The 18,309-nt window shown below is 37.0% G+C and carries 18 protein-coding genes; 14 read left to right on the top strand and 4 right to left on the bottom strand.

What is annotated here, in order from left to right; all coding sequences use genetic code 11:
- Positions 1-91: 91 nt before the first annotated feature.
- The 8 genes from Q9B79_RS12385 (at position 92) to Q9B79_RS12350 (ending at position 9,587) form a co-directional block, all read left to right on the top strand.
- Positions 92-934 (top strand): LysR family transcriptional regulator, encoded by an 843-nt coding sequence (locus Q9B79_RS12385; RefSeq protein ID WP_306184571.1) that lies wholly within the window; start codon positions 92-94, stop codon positions 932-934.
- A gap of 207 nt (positions 935-1,141) precedes the next feature.
- The gene (ezrA, locus tag Q9B79_RS12380; RefSeq protein ID WP_306184569.1) at positions 1,142-2,854 is read left to right on the top strand and encodes a septation ring formation regulator EzrA; all 1,713 of its coding nucleotides are present in this window, start codon (positions 1,142-1,144) and stop codon (positions 2,852-2,854) included.
- A 168-nt stretch (positions 2,855-3,022) separates the two neighbouring features.
- Positions 3,023-4,165, top strand: coding sequence for a cysteine desulfurase family protein (locus tag Q9B79_RS12375; protein ID WP_306184567.1), 1,143 nt, complete (start codon positions 3,023-3,025; stop codon positions 4,163-4,165).
- A 6-nt stretch (positions 4,166-4,171) separates the two neighbouring features.
- Entirely contained in the window at positions 4,172-5,386 is a 1,215-nt protein-coding gene (gene thiI / locus Q9B79_RS12370; protein ID WP_306184565.1) for a tRNA uracil 4-sulfurtransferase ThiI, read from the top strand.
- Between the two features lie 80 nt (positions 5,387-5,466).
- A complete protein-coding gene (locus Q9B79_RS12365; protein ID WP_000091640.1) occupies positions 5,467-5,664 on the top strand; it encodes an alpha/beta-type small acid-soluble spore protein in 198 nt (65 codons plus the stop codon).
- Between the two features lie 175 nt (positions 5,665-5,839).
- Positions 5,840-7,426 (top strand): acyl-CoA synthetase MbcS, encoded by a 1,587-nt coding sequence (mbcS, locus tag Q9B79_RS12360; protein WP_306184562.1) that lies wholly within the window; start codon positions 5,840-5,842, stop codon positions 7,424-7,426.
- A 91-nt stretch (positions 7,427-7,517) separates the two neighbouring features.
- Positions 7,518-7,949, top strand: a complete 432-nt coding sequence (locus Q9B79_RS12355; RefSeq protein ID WP_306184560.1) for a VOC family protein — start codon at positions 7,518-7,520, stop codon at positions 7,947-7,949.
- 69 nt (positions 7,950-8,018) lie between these two features.
- Complete coding sequence (locus tag Q9B79_RS12350) at positions 8,019-9,587, top strand: amidohydrolase (RefSeq protein ID WP_306184558.1); 1,569 nt, start codon at positions 8,019-8,021, stop codon at positions 9,585-9,587.
- A gap of 123 nt (positions 9,588-9,710) precedes the next feature.
- On the opposite strand, the gene Q9B79_RS12345 is transcribed toward Q9B79_RS12350, so the two are convergent.
- Positions 9,711-10,514 (bottom strand): NAD kinase, encoded by an 804-nt coding sequence (locus tag Q9B79_RS12345; RefSeq protein WP_098670795.1) that lies wholly within the window; start codon positions 10,512-10,514, stop codon positions 9,711-9,713.
- A 204-nt stretch (positions 10,515-10,718) separates the two neighbouring features.
- Between Q9B79_RS12345 and Q9B79_RS12340 the strand changes: the two genes are divergently transcribed.
- The 5 genes from Q9B79_RS12340 (at position 10,719) to ackA (ending at position 15,079) form a co-directional block, all read left to right on the top strand.
- Positions 10,719-11,357 (top strand): DUF2953 domain-containing protein, encoded by a 639-nt coding sequence (locus Q9B79_RS12340; RefSeq protein WP_306184555.1) that lies wholly within the window; start codon positions 10,719-10,721, stop codon positions 11,355-11,357.
- Positions 11,358-11,370: 13 nt separating this feature from the next.
- The gene (gene ytfJ / locus Q9B79_RS12335) at positions 11,371-11,766 is read left to right on the top strand and encodes a GerW family sporulation protein (RefSeq protein WP_000350002.1); all 396 of its coding nucleotides are present in this window, start codon (positions 11,371-11,373) and stop codon (positions 11,764-11,766) included.
- A gap of 134 nt (positions 11,767-11,900) precedes the next feature.
- Positions 11,901-12,401, top strand: a complete 501-nt coding sequence (gene tpx, locus Q9B79_RS12330) for a thiol peroxidase (RefSeq protein ID WP_306184552.1) — start codon at positions 11,901-11,903, stop codon at positions 12,399-12,401.
- A gap of 198 nt (positions 12,402-12,599) precedes the next feature.
- Entirely contained in the window at positions 12,600-13,586 is a 987-nt protein-coding gene (locus Q9B79_RS12325; protein WP_142337680.1) for a class I SAM-dependent methyltransferase, read from the top strand.
- Positions 13,587-13,885: 299 nt separating this feature from the next.
- Entirely contained in the window at positions 13,886-15,079 is a 1,194-nt protein-coding gene (ackA, locus tag Q9B79_RS12320; RefSeq protein ID WP_306184549.1) for an acetate kinase, read from the top strand.
- Positions 15,080-15,102: 23 nt separating this feature from the next.
- Here ackA and Q9B79_RS12315 read toward each other — a convergent pair whose 3' ends face one another.
- Both Q9B79_RS12315 and Q9B79_RS12310 read right to left on the bottom strand, forming a co-directional pair.
- Positions 15,103-15,537, bottom strand: a complete 435-nt coding sequence (locus tag Q9B79_RS12315; protein ID WP_306184547.1) for an NUDIX hydrolase — start codon at positions 15,535-15,537, stop codon at positions 15,103-15,105.
- Positions 15,538-15,607: 70 nt separating this feature from the next.
- Positions 15,608-16,243 carry a DUF1796 family putative cysteine peptidase gene (locus Q9B79_RS12310; RefSeq protein ID WP_306184545.1) on the bottom strand — a complete coding sequence of 212 codons (636 nt, stop codon included), beginning with the start codon at positions 16,241-16,243 and terminating at the stop codon, positions 15,608-15,610.
- A 137-nt stretch (positions 16,244-16,380) separates the two neighbouring features.
- On the opposite strand from Q9B79_RS12310, the gene Q9B79_RS12305 reads away from it, so the two are divergent.
- The gene (locus tag Q9B79_RS12305) at positions 16,381-17,214 is read left to right on the top strand and encodes an EcsC family protein (protein WP_306184543.1); all 834 of its coding nucleotides are present in this window, start codon (positions 16,381-16,383) and stop codon (positions 17,212-17,214) included.
- A gap of 31 nt (positions 17,215-17,245) precedes the next feature.
- Here the strand turns inward: Q9B79_RS12305 and Q9B79_RS12300 are convergent, their stop codons facing one another.
- Positions 17,246-17,908 carry a YitT family protein gene (locus Q9B79_RS12300; protein ID WP_001244531.1) on the bottom strand — a complete coding sequence of 221 codons (663 nt, stop codon included), beginning with the start codon at positions 17,906-17,908 and terminating at the stop codon, positions 17,246-17,248.
- Between the last annotated feature and the right edge of the window lie 401 nt (positions 17,909-18,309).

The raw sequence follows: 18,309 nt of genomic DNA, 5'->3' as shown, positions 1-18,309 counted from the left end.
AGTTGATGAAATAAGTATAAAGAGTAATTGTTTATAGAAGGAAATATCGATTTTTTATGACAGTTATAACTTTTTGTTAGAGGTGTGTACGATGGATTTAGAGGCAGTACGATCGTTTATTGAAGTAAAGAATACGCGAAGCTTATCGAAGGCGAGTAAGCTTTTACATATTTCTCAACCGGCGCTTAGTAAGCAAATTCAAAGATTAGAAGCGGATTTAGAGGTTACTTTACTGAAGCGTTCCGCGCAAGGAGTGGAGTTAACAGAGGCTGGAGAGTTATTTATAAAAAGGATGTTACCGATTTTGGAACACATATATGAAGTGAAAGACGAAATGAAAAATTTTCAAGAAAAGCGGAAAATTTCTATAGGCATATTGCCGAGTTTAGCAGCACATTATATTTCAAAATGTAATAATGTGTTAGGTAAAGAGTTCGAAGTAGAATGGAAAATTGAGCATACGAAAGTATTAATGGGGCTCTTTAAAGAACGAAAAATTGAAGCGATGTTCATCGATTCGGTAGTAGAAGGCGCTGCGTGTATAAAAGAAATACGAGAAGAGAGAATTGTTTGTGTCATTTCAAATGATCATCTTTATAAAGAGAAAACAGTAATCCGAATGGAAGATTTGCAAAATGAAAAGTTAATCGTATATCCAGAAATCTGTGATGTAAGAAAAATGATTACGAATATGTTTCATGGGATAGGTGCGAAACCAATCATTGCATTTGAAACTTCTTATGCAGAACCGATGCTTGCGATGGTCGGTGCTGGACTTGGTATCACGTTACTACCAGAAATGTCAGTAGAGCAAGCAGTAAGGCAAGGGAATGTGCATGCGATTTCTGTTGAGCCACCACTTGTGCGCAAAATTTATTTCACATCTCATATGGAAGAAGGCCCTTTAGCGCATTCATTTGATGATGAGAGGTAATCCAAACGGAATATTGAGAAAGATTACAATTGCATTGAAAGAAACATGAAATTTTAAAAAAAACTAGGTCAAAAACACACCATTACATGGTATGATTAGTACATTGTTAGTTGTTAAATATAGGGGAATTCCCTTTTTATACATAATGCCTTCCATTTCATAAACGGAACGGACAAAAAAAGAGATATAACTAGGAGGCTTTTTTGCATGGATTCTATCCTGACGATCGTTATCATTGTAGTAAGCTCTATTCTAGTGCTGCTCATGATAGAGCTTGTGATAAGAAATCGTTCATATAAAGATATTGAAGCACTTGAGCAGTGGAAACAAGAGATAAAAGATAAACCTGTGGCAGATGAACTAAAACGGGTAAAAGATTTAAATATGACGGGTCAAACAGAAGAGCTGTTTGGTAAATGGCGTGAAGAATGGGATGAAATTGTATCAACAACCCTTCCGAAAGCTGACAAAGATTTAGCGCAAGCGCGAAAATTCGCCTCGCAATTCTCCTTCCGAAAAGCAAAGCATGCGATGAATGAATCCATAAGTGGTTTAGATGACGCTGATAATCGTATTACAGGCATTTTAAATGAATTACAGCAATTGTTAGAAAGCCATGAAAAAAATAGCTCAGAAATTGAAGGGTTACGTGATACATATCGTAGTATGAAGAAGAGTGTTCTTGCTCATAGACATATGTATGGAGCAGCAGAGCAGAAAATTGAAGAGATGCTAGACGCTGAGTCTGAGAAATTCAAAAGCTTTGAAGAAGCAACAAATAATGGTGACTATTTAAAAGCGAGAGAAATTGTTATTAGTTTGGAAGAAGGTTTAGCAGATTTAGAAATCATTATTCACCAAATTCCAGATTTATTGGTAGAGTGTCAAGCGACGTTACCAGTTCAGCTGGAAGATTTATTACACGGACATAATGATATGGTAAGACAAGGTTATGTATTAGAGTATTTGGAAATCCCTAAAGAAGTTCGCGATATGAAGAAACAACTACAAATATGTTTAATGGATATACAGGAGCTTCACATAACGGAAGCGGCTGAAAAAGTAGAAAACTTAAAAACGAGTTTAGATGGCTTCTATGATCAACTAGAACAAGAAGTACATGCGAGACATTATGTGGAGCAAAAAACACTTTCTGTTTATGAAGATTTAGAAGAAATTCGCACTGAAACGATTGAAACAAAAGCAGAAACACAGCTTGTGAAACAAAGTTATCAGTTACAAGATAAGGACATTGAGTCTCAAAAAGTAATTGAAAAGCAAATGCACATTTTAATGAAACGTTTTGAAATGTTGCAATTACGCGTTGCTGAACAAGATATTGCCTTCTCTATCATTCGTGAGGAACTAGAAGAGATTTATGAGCAATGTGAAACATTAAAAGTACTTCATGCAGAATATAAAGAAATGCTACAAATGATGCGTAAAGAAGAATTTGAAGCGCGTGAGAAGTTACAAGAAATGCGAAATACTATTTTCGAAACGAAACGCTTTATGCAAAAGTCGAATTTGCCAGGTCTTCCAGAGAGTATTATGGAAGATTTAAAAAGAGGACAAATGGCAATGCAAGCTGTATATGAGCAATTAGAAGTGAAGCCGTTAAATATGAATGCTGTAAATAGCAGTTTAGAAGAAGCGTACAAAACTGTTAATGGTGTAGCTGAAATGACAGAAGAGTTAATTGGACAAGCGTATTTAGTTGAAAAATTAATTCAATACGGTAATCGTTACCGCAGTCATGATGAAAACCTTGCAGAGAGCTTAAATTATGCGGAGAAATTATTCCGTGAATATCAATACGATGCTGCTTTAGAACAAGCGGCTTCTGTACTAGAGCAACTTGAGCCTGGCGTTGTTCAAAAAATCGCTGAATATGTAGACAATGAACAAACCCTTTCATAAGGGTTTGTTTTTTTGTGTAATTTTGCAGGCGATGTTGCTATAATGAATAGCGGAATACAGTAAGGTTGTTCGTTTTAAAATATAACGGAACCTTTTAGTAGTCTTAGCGTAATGGCACGTATTTGTGATATGATTATATGATGTGACAGCGCTGAAAGGGGAAGAACGATGATCTATTTTGATAATAGTGCGACGACAAAGCCATATCCAGAAGCTCTTCAATCTTACGTAACGGTTGCAGGGAAATATTTTGGGAATCCTTCTTCTATTCATTCGCTTGGAGGAGAGGCAGAGCGTCTATTAACACAATCAAGAACAATTGCAGCGCAGCTTCTTCACGTTAAACCTTCTGAGATTATTTTCACATCAGGTGGAACGGAAGGGAATAACCTTGCGATCAAAGGGATAGCGATGAGGAATCGTTCGCGCGGTAAACATATCATTACAACAAATATTGAACACGCGTCTGTGTTTGAAGCATATAAACAATTAGAAGATCTCGGTTTTGATGTAACATATTTACCGGTTAATGAGCATGGTGTTGTATCGGTAGAGGATGTAAAACGAGCACTTCGTGAAGATACGATTCTTGTGTCAGTTATTCACGTGAACAACGAGACTGGAGCAATTCAGCCTGTTGCTGAGATCGGAACGTTATTATCGAACTATCCGAAAATAAGATTCCATGTAGACCATGTACAAGGGATAGGAAAAGTACCGCTTAATTTATATGCTTCTCATATTGATCTTTGCTCAATATCTGGACATAAATTCCACAGTGTAAAAGGAACGGGTCTTCTTTATGTACGTGATGGCGTAAGATTAGATCCAATTTTATCAGGTGGTCAACAAGAGCTGAAGTATCGCTCTGGTACAGAAAATTTACCTGGCATTGTAGCGATGGTGAAAGCACTTCGCATGACAATGGAACAAGTGAAAGAAAAGGTAGCTCATTTGCAAAGTTTACAAGCAGAGCTTGTTCGTTTCTTTAAAGAGATGGAAGATGTAACGATTAATACGTCGCTTGCATACGCAGCACCGCACATTTTAAATGTATCATTTGTAGGTTTAAAACCAGAAGTGGTCGTTCATGCTTTAGAAGAACACGGTGTATATGTATCAACCAAGTCTGCTTGTTCTTCAAAAGCAAATGAAGTGAGCAGAGTGTTAGTGTCAATGGGCGTACCGCATGCGGCTGCTGCAAGTGCTATTCGCATTAGTTTGGCACCAGAAAACACAATGGAAGAAGTAAAACAATTTGAAGGCATTGTGAAAGAAACAATGCCAAAATTATATGAAGTGATGAGGTAAAGGAATATGATGACATATGAATATATTTTAGTTCGTTATGGAGAGATGACGACTAAAGGTAAGAACCGTTCTAAATTTGTAAGCACATTAAAAGATAACGTGAAGTTCAAACTGAAAAAATTCCCAAATATTAAAATCGATGCAACGCATGACCGTATGTACATCCAATTAAATGGTGAAGATCATGAAGCGATTTCTGAAAGATTAAAAGACGTATTTGGTATTCATAAGTTTAACTTAGCGATGAAAGTACCGTCAGAATTAGAAGATATTAAAAAAGGTGCATTAGCAGCTTTCTTACAAGTAAAAGGCGATGTGAAAACATTTAAAATTACTGTACACCGTTCTTATAAGCATTTCCCAATGAGAACGATGGAATTATTACCTGAGATTGGTGGACACATTCTAGAAAATACTGAAGATATTACAGTAGATGTTCATAATCCAGATGTAAATGTACGTGTAGAAATTCGCAGTGGTTACAGCTACATCATGTGCGATGAGCGTATGGGAGCTGGCGGGCTACCAGTTGGCGTTGGCGGAAAAGTAATGGTACTTCTTTCTGGTGGTATCGATAGCCCAGTAGCAGCGTACTTAACGATGAAACGCGGCGTATCAGTGGAAGCAGTTCACTTCCATAGCCCACCTTTCACAAGCGATCGCGCGAAACAAAAAGTAATCGATTTAGCACAAGAGCTAACGAAATACTGTAAACGTGTAACACTTCACCTTGTTCCATTTACAGAAGTGCAAAAAACGATTAATAAAGAAATTCCATCTAGCTATTCAATGACAGTTATGCGCCGTATGATGATGCGTATTACAGAGCGTATTGCAGAGGAGCGTAATGCACTTGCAATTACGACTGGTGAAAGTCTTGGACAAGTAGCAAGCCAAACGTTAGATAGTATGCATACGATTAACGAAGTAACAAATTATCCAGTTATTCGTCCACTTATTACGATGGATAAATTAGAAATTATTAAAATCGCTGAAGAAATTGGCACATATGATATTTCAATTCGTCCGTACGAAGATTGCTGTACAGTATTCACACCAGCAAGCCCAGCGACGAAGCCGAAGCGTGAAAAAGCAAATCGTTTTGAAGCGAAATATGATTTCACACCATTAATCGATGAAGCTGTAGCGAACAAAGAAACAATGGTATTACAAACGGTAGAAGTAGTGGCGGAAGAAGAAAAATTCGAAGAACTTTTCTAAAACCATAAATTACCATATCTAAATCGTGTATGAAGTCATGTTATTTATCACACTCTATACTCACAAGGAGGTGATATAACATGTCACGTAGCACAAATAAATTAGCGGTTCCTGGTGCTGAATCAGCATTAGACCAAATGAAATACGAAATCGCTCAAGAGTTTGGTGTTCAACTTGGAGCAGATGCAACAGCTCGCGCTAACGGTTCTGTTGGTGGTGAAATCACTAAACGTCTAGTTTCTTTAGCTGAGCAACAATTAGGCGGTTACCAAAAATAATCCCATATAAGATGGCTTAGAAAGAGCGGGTTCTCCCGCTCTTTCTTTTTGTTGTTTGCATCGGTATATATTCCTTTCGACATAGACATAAAAAATTTGTCAAAAGAAGAGGGTTCAAAATAGACAGAAAATTCTTTATTATATAAGGGAGGCATAAAGAAAAAGGAGGATGTTTATGAAAAGAGAGGAATTGTTGGCGCCACCGTCTTATAATTTAGTTTCTGAAATAGAGAAATATATAGGGGATAAAGATAAGCTTGCTTTAATTTGGCAAGATGATAAAGGGAATAGACGAGAAGTTACATACGCTGAGCTTATGCAAGGTGCGAATAAAATTGGAAACGCTTTTATAAAGAGTGGTCTGCAAAAAGGGGACAAGCTTCTCATTATGATGCCGCGCTTAATTGAAGCGTACATGACGTATATCGCTGCGATTAAAGCAGGATTTGTCGTAATTCCGAGTTCGGAAATGTTACGCAAAAAAGATATCGAATATCGCATTGGACATGGGGAAGTAAAAGCGATTGTAAGTTATGAACCATACATTGGACAGTTTGATGATATAGAAGCGATGGAATCTCTTCAAAAATTCGTTCTGAGCGAGCAGTCAGTAGATGGATGGATTAATTTAAAAACAGCGTTAGAAACAGAAAGTGATATGCTGGAAATGGCGAAGACAGATAAAGAAGATATGGTCTTTTTATCTTACACGTCAGGGACGACAGGAAACCCAAAAGGTGTTGTTCATACGCATGCGTGGGCATACGCTCATTTACGTACGAGCGCTCCAAATTGGCTCGGAATTGAAGAGAATGATGTTGTGTGGGCGACGGCTAGTCCAGGCTGGCAAAAGTGGATTTGGAGCCCGTTTTTAGCAACTCTCGGATCAGGAGCAACAGGATTTGTATACAACGGTAAATTTGAACCGAAAACATACTTAAATTTATTAGACGATAATAAGGTGAATGTGCTTTGTTGTACGCCGACTGAGTATAGATTAATGGCAAAAGTAGAGAATTTAAGCCAGTACAATTTAGAAGCGTTACATAGCGCTGTATCAGCAGGTGAGCCGTTAAATAGAGAAGTCATTGAAACGTTCCAAAAGCATTTTCATATTACAGTCAGAGACGGCTATGGGCAAACGGAAAATACATTGCTTGTTGGTGTAATGAAAGGGATGGATATTAGACCAGGATCAATGGGAAAACCAACGCCAGGCAACCACGTTGATATCGTAAATGAAGAAGGTATTCCAGTTACAGTGGGCGAAGTTGGTGATATCGCAGTTCACATTGAAACGCCAGCCCTCTTTAAACAATATTATAAAGATGATGAGCGCACAGCGATGCAATTCCGCGGTGATTATTATATTACTGGCGATAAAGCGAAGAAAGATGAAGACGGTTATTTCTGGTTTGAAGGGCGCGGTGATGATATTATTATTAGCTCTGGTTATACAATCGGGCCATTTGAAGTAGAAGACGCGCTTGTAAAACATCCTTACGTAAGAGAGTGCGCAGTTGTCGCAAGCCCTGATGAAATTCGCGGAAGTGTCGTGAAGGCATTTATCGTATTAAGAGAGAATATAGAAAAGAACGAAGAAACATTAATTCCAATACTCCAACAACACGTCAAAGAACTCACTGCACCATATAAATACCCTCGCAAAATTGAATTTGTAGATGAACTACCAAAAACGATTTCTGGAAAAATTCGCCGTATTGAACTTAGAAAACAAGAGATGGAGATTCCGTCAAAATAATTTCGAAAATAGTTGAATGAACTGTAAACTATATGATATTATAAAAACGAACATAAGTTCGTGTTTATAAACTAAAAAAAGAGGTGTCCGTATGATTGTAGGTATTAATCCGTATTTAGTTTTAGATGGTAATGGGCAAGAAGCTGTACAATTTTATAAAGAGGCGTTAGATGCAAAAGTAGAAGTCATGCAAACTTTTGGTGATATGCCTGAAAATCCAAAATACCCGATTCCAGCTGAAGCGAAAGAGCGCGTTTTACATGCTACTTTAAAAGTTGGTAATACGGACCTTATGATTTCTGATACATTCCCAGGTCAAGGGCATGCAATCGGATCTCAAGTAACAATCGCAATTCAAATTAATAATGCAGAAAAAGCGAAAGAAGTATTCGATAAGTTACAAGAAGGTGGAGAGGTTATTATGCCACTTCAAGAAACATTCTGGAGCCCAGCATACGGACAAGTAAAAGATAAATTTAATATTGAATGGCAAGTTACAACGTCTACTACTGAACAAAAGTAATGTTTAGAAAAGCACCATGTTTTGAAATGGTGCTTTTTTTTATACAATAAAACAAAGGAGATGGGATATATGGGAGAAATTTGGTATGGCGGCACCATTTACACGATGCGAGAAGAGAATGAAAAAGTAGAAGCAATTTATGTTGAAAAGGGTATGATCGTTGATGTCGGGAGTAAAGAAGAGTTAGAAGACCGATATGCTACCGTTAAATTGCACGATTTAGAAGGCAAAACAATGATTCCAGGTCTCGTTGATAGTCATATGCATCTTATTGGGCATGGAGAGAGGTTACTTCGTCTAGATTTATCAAATTGTACATCTTACAGCGAAGTGCTGACTCTCGTTCGGAAACGAGTAGAAGAAGCCCCAAAAGGTTCTTGGATTATTGGGGAGGGCTGGAATGAAAATAATTTTACAGATACAAAGCAAGTTCATGTACGCGACCTAGATGAAATCTCTAAAGAACATCCAATTTTATTAAAGCGAGTTTGTCGTCACGTTACATGGGTGAATTCATACATACTGCAAGAAGCGAACATAACAGAAATGACGCAAGACCCGAAAGGCGGGAAAATCGGTCGTGATTCAGCAAATATGTTAACGGGGCTTTTATATGAACAAGGGCAAGAATCAATTAAACATGTACAACCTGAAATTGATGAAACTTATTTACAAAGGGCTTTGCAAACAGCGATTAAAGACTGTTGGCAATATGGACTCGTTGGTGGGCATACGGAAGATTTAAATTATTACGGTGGCTTTAGAAAAACGCACAATGCGTTTTCTCATGTCATAAAGGATATGCCATTTAAAGCACATTTACTCGTTCACCATGAAGTAGCACATGAACGAAAAGAATATGAAAATGAACACTATATTGAATTTGGTGCGATGAAAATTTTTTCTGACGGTTCTTTTGGCGGAAGAACAGCTTTATTAAGTGAACCGTATGAAGATGCGCAAGAAACCAATGGAGTTGCAATCTTCTCGCGCAAAGAGCTTGCGGAGTTAGTGAAAAAAGCACGAGACTTACATATGCCAGTTGCGATTCATACAATCGGTGATTTATCTCTTGAATATGTCATTGATGCACTTGAATTATATCCACCAGCAGAAGGATTACGCGACCGCATTATTCATTGTCAGCTAGCTCGTGAAGAGTTGATTGAGAGAATGAAACACTTGACGGCTATTATCGATATTCAGCCCGTCTTTCTGTCATCGGACTTCCCGTCAGTCATTGAAAAACTAGGCGAGCATCGTCTTCGTTATGCATACGCGTGGAAGACGTTACTAGAAGCAGGATTACACTGCAACGGTGGGTCTGACGCACCAATTGAACAAGTGAATCCGTTTTTAGGCATATATAGCGCTGTTACACGTAGAAGTTTTATTGACGGTGTATGCTATATGCCAGAGGAAAGATTAACCGTATATGAGGCTGTCTCTCTATTTACGACAGGAAGTGCCTATGCAATCGGAAAAGAAGCGAAACGAGGACAGATTACAAAAGGATATGAAGCGGACTTTACGATATTAGACCGCGATATTTTTGAGATAGAGGCGGAAGAAATAAAAGAGGTACAAACTGCGATGACTGTAATTGATGGGAAGATTGTGTATAGAAAAGATGCGTGAAGATATATCAGCGATTATTAAAGTATATCGATTTCCCGACAGGAAATGACGAAAATAGCGGCCGATAGCGAAAGAAAAAACCGCCGCATTATGGAATATCATAATGCGGCGGTTTTTTTCATGTTATAAAAACGTTCTCTGTACTTTTTCCCAGAAGGAATTGTTTTTCAGTTTAACTGTTTTAATTTGTTTATCGCTTAAGCGTACAACAGCTTTTTCTACTTGTTTAATGCTAAGCGCTTCATTATCCATACCGATAACAGGATAATCGTTACCGTCTGGTCTTAGTTTTAAAGTTAGTGTACGTTCGTGATTTAAAATGAACGGTGAACCGAGCGTACGGTATGTGTTGTTATTTAATGACGCTAGTTCGCTTACTTGGAAGCACGGAATAAGTGGGTCAACAACCGCACCATGTAATGATTTATTGTAAGCTGTACTTCCTGTTGGGGTAGAAACAACTAAACCGTCCCCTCTAAATGTTTCGAAATATAGATCATCAACGTGAACATCTACAACGAACGTTTTAATAATGCTAGAACGTAATGAGAACTCATTTAAACAATGGAAAGATGTGCTACCATCCACATCTACTTCAATTGTTGGATATTTTCGCACTTCAATTTCATTTTTTGTAATTTCTTGAAGGGCTGTATCAACGTGATCAATGTGGAAATCGCAGTAGAAAGAAGTTTCATCTTTCGTAGAAATCCCTGCGTATAAGCAATCTTCTCTAAAACCAGTTTTACGAACGGCTTGCAAGAAAGTTGCATCATCTCCAACACTGACGATAGCGTTTGCATTTTTTGGATGATCTAATATGGTAAATCCATTCTCTTCTAAAATACGATAGATTGGTTTCATTTTTTCAACGAGCGTTGCTTTGTCATCACCATAAAAGAAAAATAAATTGCGACGATCTGCCATTATGTATCCCTCCACTGCAGTTAATTTTCTGTTCTTCGTGCTACATATCATCCAAATACGTTCCCTGATGATATGTTCAAATAATATATTTCGATATAAAATGTCAAAAAACCTTTTTATTTTTAGAAAAATTTTTATATTCAATCTTATGGAATTCTGTTTAATGATGAATAAACTTGTCGATAATGGGTACGGAGTGAAAGGATGATACGTATGAAGTGGTTCGTAATTGGAATAATAATTCTTCTCCTTTTTATTTTGCTTATACTATTGTCGAAAATAAAGCTTAAAGTGACATTTTTATATTCAGAAATGGAAAAGCAATGTTTGTTTCAAGTAAAAATATGGATGGTTCGCTATACATTCGATGTGTTGGAAAGAATTGAAAAGCAACAGAAGAAGACAGGGCAAAAGATTGAGAAAGCTGAAGAAGATGGTGGATTAGATAATAAAATTATAGCGCAACTTGATAGTATAGGGGAACTGATAAAAAAGCTGCAAGAAGTTCATACTATTGTTAAAGATTTTCTCAAACGAGTGAAAATCAATGGTTGGAGATGGCACACGCAAATTGGAGCAGGCGACGCGGCTAGCACTGGAATTGTCACCGGATATGCATGGGGGACAAAAGGAATGGCTGCTGGAGTTGTAGGACAATATATGCATATTGTAGACGTACCAGAATTTGAAATTACTCCTGTTTTTCAAGGAAAAGGATTCGCGTCAAGATGTGAGTTAACGGCATCTTTTCGCATATTTCGTGCTATAAGAACAGGAATCAAATTACTCGTATTTATGAGAAAACAAAGATCTGGTACGACTGAAAAATCTGTTCAAGCATAAGGGGGGATATAGAATGGATCATCCAATTCAAGGTTTAATGACAACCGCAATGCAGCATTTAAAACAAATGACTGATGTAAATACAATTGTAGGCGATCCAATTAAAGCTGCTGATGGAAGTGTAATTCTTACCGTTTCAAAAGTGAGCTTCGGATTTGCCGCTGGTGGAAGTGAATTTGGTAAAATAGAACATTCAGGCCGTCATCCATTTGGCGGGGGAAGTGGTGGAGGAGTTTCTATTAATCCTGTTGCTTTTCTTGTAATAAATGGAGAAGGTGTAAAAGTATTGCATTTAGATAAGCAAACACACGTCATCGATAAAATAATTGAATTAGCGCCACAAGCTGTTGATAAAGTGAAAGAAATGATGGATAAACGAAAAGAAGACGATCCTGAATTTCAAATTTAACGAGTAAAGAAGCTAATCAATGGATTAGCTTCTTTAATTTTTTTGTAAATAAAGCGATTTTATTTGCATTATCGATAGGGACAAACTATCATTTACATTGTACATATTTTGTTTAAATAAGGGAGGATTTTCAAGTGGCAAACGTAACTTTTAAAGGTAACCCAATGACTTTAATTGGAACAGAAGTTAAAGTTGGCGATCAAGCGCCGAATTTCCAAGTATTAGCAAACGACTTATCTCCAGTAAGTTTAGAGACATACAAAGGCGAAGTAAAATTAATTAGTGTTGTACCTTCAATCGACACAGGTGTGTGTGATGCACAAACACGTCGTTTTAACCAAGATGCAGCAGGTATTGAAAACGCGAAAGTATTAACAATTAGCGCTGACTTACCATTCGCTCAAAAACGCTGGTGTGCAGCAAACGGTTTAGAAAATGTTGTTACACTTTCTGACCACCGCGACCTTTCATTCGGTGAAGCTTACGGCTTAGTAATGAAAGAGCTTCGTTTACTTGCTCGTGCGGTATTCGTAGTAGATAGCAACGACAAAGTAGTTTACGCAGAATACGTAAGCGAAGGTACAAGCCATCCAAACTATGAAGCAGCATTAGAAGCAGCTAAATCGGCAAAATAATGTGAAGGAAGATGACCTCTTTGTAAGAGGTCGTCTTCTCTCATATATTGCTATATGGAATCGATATACGAGAGAAGACGTTACATCATACATCACTGAAAAGGGAGCTCTTAAAAAAGGGGTCGCTTTTTCTTTTGGGAAAAAATCAGATTATGGTATGATATAAGTTATGTGTAAAAGAGAGAAGGAGGAATGTACGTGAGTCAGACAGTAGAAACATTATTTTCTATTTTTGATTCTTCTGCGGTAGTTTTACGTAAAGAATTAGATGTAACATATTTAGAGGCGCTTGTAGAAACAGGTGATAACCTGTTTGAAGGAGCGATTTTACAAGAGGAATTATCTGAATCAGCAATTGAAAGGCTGAATCGTGAATATAGTACGTTTAATGAAGAAACATATAAAGGTGAAGAAATTCGTAAAGCATTTCAGTTAGCCATCTTAAAAGGAATGAAAGAAGGCGTACAAGCAAATCACGAAATGACGCCTGATGCAGTTGGTATGTTTATGAGCTACCTATTCCATAAATTTATGAAGGGTCAAAATGAAATTACTGTGTTAGATCCTGCAATTGGAACAGGTAACTTAATGACGACAGTGTTCAATAGCGCTCAAGAAAACGTTACGGTGAGTGGATTTGGTGTAGAAGTGGATGAAGTGTTAATTAAACTTGCTTTAGTAAATGCGAATTTACAAAAGCATGCAATCGAATTCTTCCATCAAGATGGACTAGCACCACTTTATATCGATCCAGTTGATGCAGTCGTTTCAGATTTACCGATTGGTTATTATCCAAATGAAATCGGTGCAAGTGAATATAAGTTAAAAGCAGATGAAGGAATGTCATATGCCCACCACTTATTTATTGAACAAAGTGTGAAACATACGAAAGAAGGCGGGTACTTATTCTTCTTAGTACCGAACTTCATTTTTGAAAGTGATCAAGCACCAAAATTACATGCATTTATTAAAGAAACATGCTTTATTCAGGGGTTATTACAGCTACCTGTTTCCATGTTTAAAAACGAGAAAAATGCAAAAAGTATATTTGTTCTTCAAAAGAAAGGCCCTAGTGTAACGATGCCAAAACAGGCGTTATTAGTGGAGTTACCTAAATTCTCCAACATGAAGGCGATGGAAGACATTATGGACCAATTAAATACTTGGTTTGCAACGCATAAATAAGGCTAGGTATATGTAACAGGGTTAGTGATTCATGTAGTACAGTTTTATATGATATGTCATATTTTTAAATGTATACTAGATTAAACTGAATTTTTTTGAAATCTGTAATATATATTTTTTCTTGGTGTTACAATTTTTTCACTTGAAATATATGTCGTACGATGTTTAAATTAAAATCGTGAGTATAAAATTTGCTAAGAATGAAACGTTTTCATATTTAGTGAATTTGATCAGATAAAATCGAGCGGTTTGTGGAAACATCCACACAACTACCAAGAGAAAAAGGGGCGAAAGACTAGATGTCAAAAATCATCGCGATTAACGCAGGAAGCTCTTCCTTAAAATTCCAATTATTTGAAATGCCAAGTGAAACAGTATTAACAAAAGGTTTAGTAGAACGTATCGGTTTAGAAGATAGTATCTTCACTATTACTGTAGATGGCGAAAAACAAAAAGAAGTTACAAACATTCCAGATCACGCAGTAGCAGTTAATATGCTTCTTAACAAATTAACTGAAAACGGAATCGTTAAATCTCTAGATGAGATTGGCGGTATCGGTCACCGTGTTGTTCACGGCGGCGAAAAATTTGCTGACTCTGTTTTAATTACTGATGAAGTATTAGCTGATATCGAAGAATTAAGCGATTTAGCACCACTTCATAACCCAGCAAACGTTGTTGGTATTAAAGCATTCCAAGAAGTATTACCAAACGTACCAGCAGTAGCAGTATTCGATACAGCATTCCACCAAACAATGCCGGAATCTGCATTCCTATACAGCTTACCATATGAGTACTATGAAAAGTTCGGCATCCGTAAATACGGTTTCCACGGAACTTCTCATAAATATGTAACTGAGCGTGCGGCTGAACTATTAGGTCGTCCACTTGAAAGCTTAAGCTTACTTTCTTGTCACTTAGGTAACGGTGCAAGTATCGCAGCAGTAGAAGGCGGTAAATCTATCGATACTTCTATGGGCTTCACTCCACTTGCTGGTGTAACAATGGGTACACGTTCTGGTAACATTGACCCTGCGTTAATTCCATACATCATGGAAAAAACAGGCCAAACAGTAGAAGAAGTAGTTAACGTATTAAACAAGAAGAGTGGTATGTTAGGTCTTACTGGTTACTCTAGTGACCTACGTGACATCATTGCGAAAGAAGAAGAAGGCGACCACCGTGCGAAAGTAGCACTTGATGTATTCGTAAGCCGTATCCACAAATACATCGGTTCTTACACTGCTCGTATGAAAGGTGTAGACGCAATCATCTTCACAGCTGGTGTAGGTGAAAACAGTGCAATTATTCGTGAGCGCGTATTAGAAGGCCTTGAGTACATGGGCGTATACTTCGATGCAAAACGCAATAACGTATTCGGTGAGGAAGCATTCATCAACTTCCCACACTCTCCAGTAAAAATTATTGTAATTCCAACTGACGAAGAAGTTATGATTGCTCGTGACGTACTACGTCTTGGAAACATTGGTTAATATATGAAAAGAAAGACGAGATCCTATAGGATCTCGTCTTTTTTCTTTTTGACATAGTTTAAAATTCCATCTGGATATAGTACTTTTTTCTTCTGAATGAATGCTGTAATGGGAATCCATTTCGCATACGATACGGTTTGCTCATCTTGTATATTCATTTTTTTCATTTCATATAGTGATGTGTCTAATAAGCGTAGAGAATATAGTTGGATGATTTCATGACCAATTTCTCCGTCAAGATGAAAGATATTTTCTACACAACCTAAATAATTGATGATTTCCACTTCTGTATGAAGCTCTTCTTTATATTCACGAATAACGGTATGTGCTGATTTTTCACCAAGTTCAATTGAACCGCCGATAGGTCGGTAATATGTTTCATCTGCTGTACTATATTCTTGTACGAGAAGGCGACCGTCATGTATAGCAATGCCAAAAGCTTTTGCACGTGGATACATATACAACCACTCCTTATTTATTTTGTATAAGGATGATTATAATGCAGTGTGTGATAAAAGTGTCATGTATTTAAGAATGTGGTTTAATCGTAATCCCATCGAATAAGTCTCCCCAAAATGCTTCATTGTACTGAAATACATCCATAATAGGACATTTTATAACACAAATATTTTGTAATCCCCAATCTTCTTCCGTAACAGTTGGTACATCTTCAGGAATGAGTAATAGAACGGAGAATGTATGTGTAACGATTTGAGATAAAATGTGTTCCAAGGAACGTGCTTCTTCGTATGTTCCTCCAGTTCGAATAAATAATGTGGATTCTGCCGTCTCAATTGTATTTAGAAAACGATTAATTCGATGCTCATAGTTTAACTTAATTTCTGTATAAGAAGGCCAAGAAGTTGGTGTGTTTACATCTGTTTTAAAGTCGTGGCAAGAGTCAATTTCATATAGGTTGTCACGGAGTCTTAATTTTGCACCATCATCCCAAAATGAGATGAAGGATAAGTTTTCGAACTGTAAAAAACGGTCAAATCGATTTTGTAATAATACATTCACTTTTTCTAATGAAGGGCTTAGCATAAAATCAATAACGCCAAAAAATGGTGATAATTCGAATTGATATAAAGCCCAAGCAGGCCAGCAGTTTTGACCTAAGCTGAATACCGCATGATATTCTTTTTTTATATCGGATAGATTCATGTGATTCATCTCATCCTTTTTGTTACTATTTTATGCTACTCAAAAATGGTATGTGAATAAAGATAGACAAGCATATTTGCAAAGAATAAGCAGAAATATGTTACAATAGAAAAAAATCGAACGAGGTGGTTGTTACGATGCGATCGAAGCGAGAACAAGCCATTTTAGACAATATAAAAGAATGGGAATTGCAATTAGTTGAGCAAGAAGCGACTGACTTTCAAAAAGTGTTTGATAAATGGGTACATACCACAATTGCGAAATTACCTGAGAAAAAACGAAAAGATTTCTTTACGAAAGCAGATGGATGGCTCTTTCATTTGCATGCATTGATTCAAAGTTCACAATCGCAGTTAGAGGCGCGTAATCGTATTTTAGGAACGTCGAGATTATTTGATGAATCGATTGAGCAACTAGAGGATTTAAAAGCATTATCTATTGATCAATTAACATACATAGCAGAGCAGCAAACAGCACGACATCGCTTATATTCATTCGTACAAGGCGGAGCAACGGGTGCTGGAGGGTTATTATTATTAACAGCTGATTTCCCGGTTATGATTGCGTTAAATGTGAAGGCTGTCCAACTTATTGCAACATCATTTGGGCATGATGTAAACAAGCCTTATGAAATGATGCTTGCATTAAAGGTCTTTCATGCGTCCTTACTACCAGGAAGACTTCAGCAATACGCATGGTACAATTTACTGCAAGAGCTAGAGCAAGAGGATTCGTTCTTCTACGAAGGAGACGAAGCGGTATTACAACCAGCTTCTACTGAAGTTGTGTTAAAACAAATTTTGAAAACATTTTCGATTTATGCGCTTCGTCGTAAATTATTCCAAGGTATTCCGGTAATTGGAATGGCAATCGGGTCTACAGTAAATTATCGCTTAACAAGAAACGTAACGGAATTTGCAAATAGATTTTATCAAGTGCGCCATATAGTCGAGAAGGAAAAAAGAGCGTAAAAAAAGCGAGAGGCCGAAGCCTTTCGCTTTTTTAATTTGTTGCATGCTTTTTGGACATTGGAATAGATACTGGTTGCTTTTCTTCTGCTTTTTCTGTTTTTGGATAATAAATTAAATCCAATGTTTTTGCCTGTACGGCAATCGAAAGAATAGTAAAAGCAATTTCTGTCCAATTTAAATAATATAATGAAAGCGCAAGAACAATCGCGTCAAAGACGAAGAAAATTTGCCCAATTGTAAAACGTGTTTTTTTACTTAATACAATTGTTAAAATATCGTCTCCACCGGTTGCACCGCCAAATCGCAATATAAAACCGAGTCCAATACCAGCTAACGCACCGCCAACTACTGCAGCTATAAATAAATTGTTTGATAAATCGACCGTAAATGGAGAATAATTTTCCATAAGAGAATAAAATACTCCGAATGAAATTGAACCTAAGAATGAATAGCCAACCATTTTTCTACCTAACAATGAAGCACATAGTAGAATAATTGGGATATCCATCATTACAGTTGAAATAGATGGTGAAATATCATAAAAATTTTGGATGAATAGTGCGATACCTACAAAGCCACCTTCTGTTAAGTGGTTTTGGAAGTGAATGTGATATAGCGCTGCTGCTAAAATAAATGAACCGATTAAAACCATAAAAACTTCTTTAATAATTTGTCGACTTTGGATGTTCCTCATCGTTATTCCTTCTTTCCGTAGTTAGTAGTCCTTTTTGTGTTGTAAACTAACTACGAGCTCACATGTAGCTTCAGTTAGTTTACGAAAAAAACTAACTACGCTATATGTCGCTGAAGAAATAACGAATAATCCTCTCGTCCATCAATTCTCCCTACTTTCGTTTTAGTTTAAGTCTTAAAACGACTAAACAAAACGTGGAGTAGGATTCTTCATTTAGCAATCCTGCTCTTCTTTGTTTTGTTTAGCTAGTAACAATTAAGTCCTAAACAAAACGCTATGTGTAAGAAGAGTCTTTTTTTTGCCAAATTATCCTTCGGGCAATCATAATTTCCCCACTCTCGTATTTTTTTCGCTAGACTAAAGTATCTGAGCTGAAAAATACGCTACGTGTATGATTCGTC

It is taken from the genome of Bacillus sp. MHSD_36 (assembly GCF_030757775.1).
Lineage (GTDB): Bacteria > Bacillota > Bacilli > Bacillales > Bacillaceae_G > Bacillus_A.
The sequence above is the reverse complement of the archived record's forward strand: the minus strand, read 5'-3'. Positions and strand labels throughout refer to the sequence as shown.

Bases quoted from the DNA above. Each gene is read 5' to 3' on its own strand.
- Q9B79_RS12385 (WP_306184571.1), top strand. From the start codon at position 92: ATGGATTTAGAGGCAGTACGATCGTTTATTGAAGTAAAGAATACGCGA.
- ezrA (WP_306184569.1), top strand. From the start codon at position 1,142: ATGGATTCTATCCTGACGATCGTTATCATTGTAGTAAGCTCTATTCTA.
- Q9B79_RS12375 (WP_306184567.1), top strand. From the start codon at position 3,023: ATGATCTATTTTGATAATAGTGCGACGACAAAGCCATATCCAGAAGCT.
- thiI (WP_306184565.1), top strand. From the start codon at position 4,172: ATGATGACATATGAATATATTTTAGTTCGTTATGGAGAGATGACGACT.
- Q9B79_RS12365 (WP_000091640.1), top strand. From the start codon at position 5,467: ATGTCACGTAGCACAAATAAATTAGCGGTTCCTGGTGCTGAATCAGCA.
- mbcS (WP_306184562.1), top strand. From the start codon at position 5,840: ATGAAAAGAGAGGAATTGTTGGCGCCACCGTCTTATAATTTAGTTTCT.
- Q9B79_RS12355 (WP_306184560.1), top strand. From the start codon at position 7,518: ATGATTGTAGGTATTAATCCGTATTTAGTTTTAGATGGTAATGGGCAA.
- Q9B79_RS12350 (WP_306184558.1), top strand. From the start codon at position 8,019: ATGGGAGAAATTTGGTATGGCGGCACCATTTACACGATGCGAGAAGAG.
- Q9B79_RS12345 (WP_098670795.1), bottom strand. From the start codon at position 10,514: ATGGCAGATCGTCGCAATTTATTTTTCTTTTATGGTGATGACAAAGCA.
- Q9B79_RS12340 (WP_306184555.1), top strand. From the start codon at position 10,719: ATGATACGTATGAAGTGGTTCGTAATTGGAATAATAATTCTTCTCCTT.
- ytfJ (WP_000350002.1), top strand. From the start codon at position 11,371: ATGGATCATCCAATTCAAGGTTTAATGACAACCGCAATGCAGCATTTA.
- ackA (WP_306184549.1), top strand. From the start codon at position 13,886: ATGTCAAAAATCATCGCGATTAACGCAGGAAGCTCTTCCTTAAAATTC.
- Q9B79_RS12315 (WP_306184547.1), bottom strand. From the start codon at position 15,537: ATGTATCCACGTGCAAAAGCTTTTGGCATTGCTATACATGACGGTCGC.
- Q9B79_RS12310 (WP_306184545.1), bottom strand. From the start codon at position 16,243: ATGAATCTATCCGATATAAAAAAAGAATATCATGCGGTATTCAGCTTA.
- Q9B79_RS12305 (WP_306184543.1), top strand. From the start codon at position 16,381: ATGCGATCGAAGCGAGAACAAGCCATTTTAGACAATATAAAAGAATGG.
- Q9B79_RS12300 (WP_001244531.1), bottom strand. From the start codon at position 17,908: ATGAGGAACATCCAAAGTCGACAAATTATTAAAGAAGTTTTTATGGTT.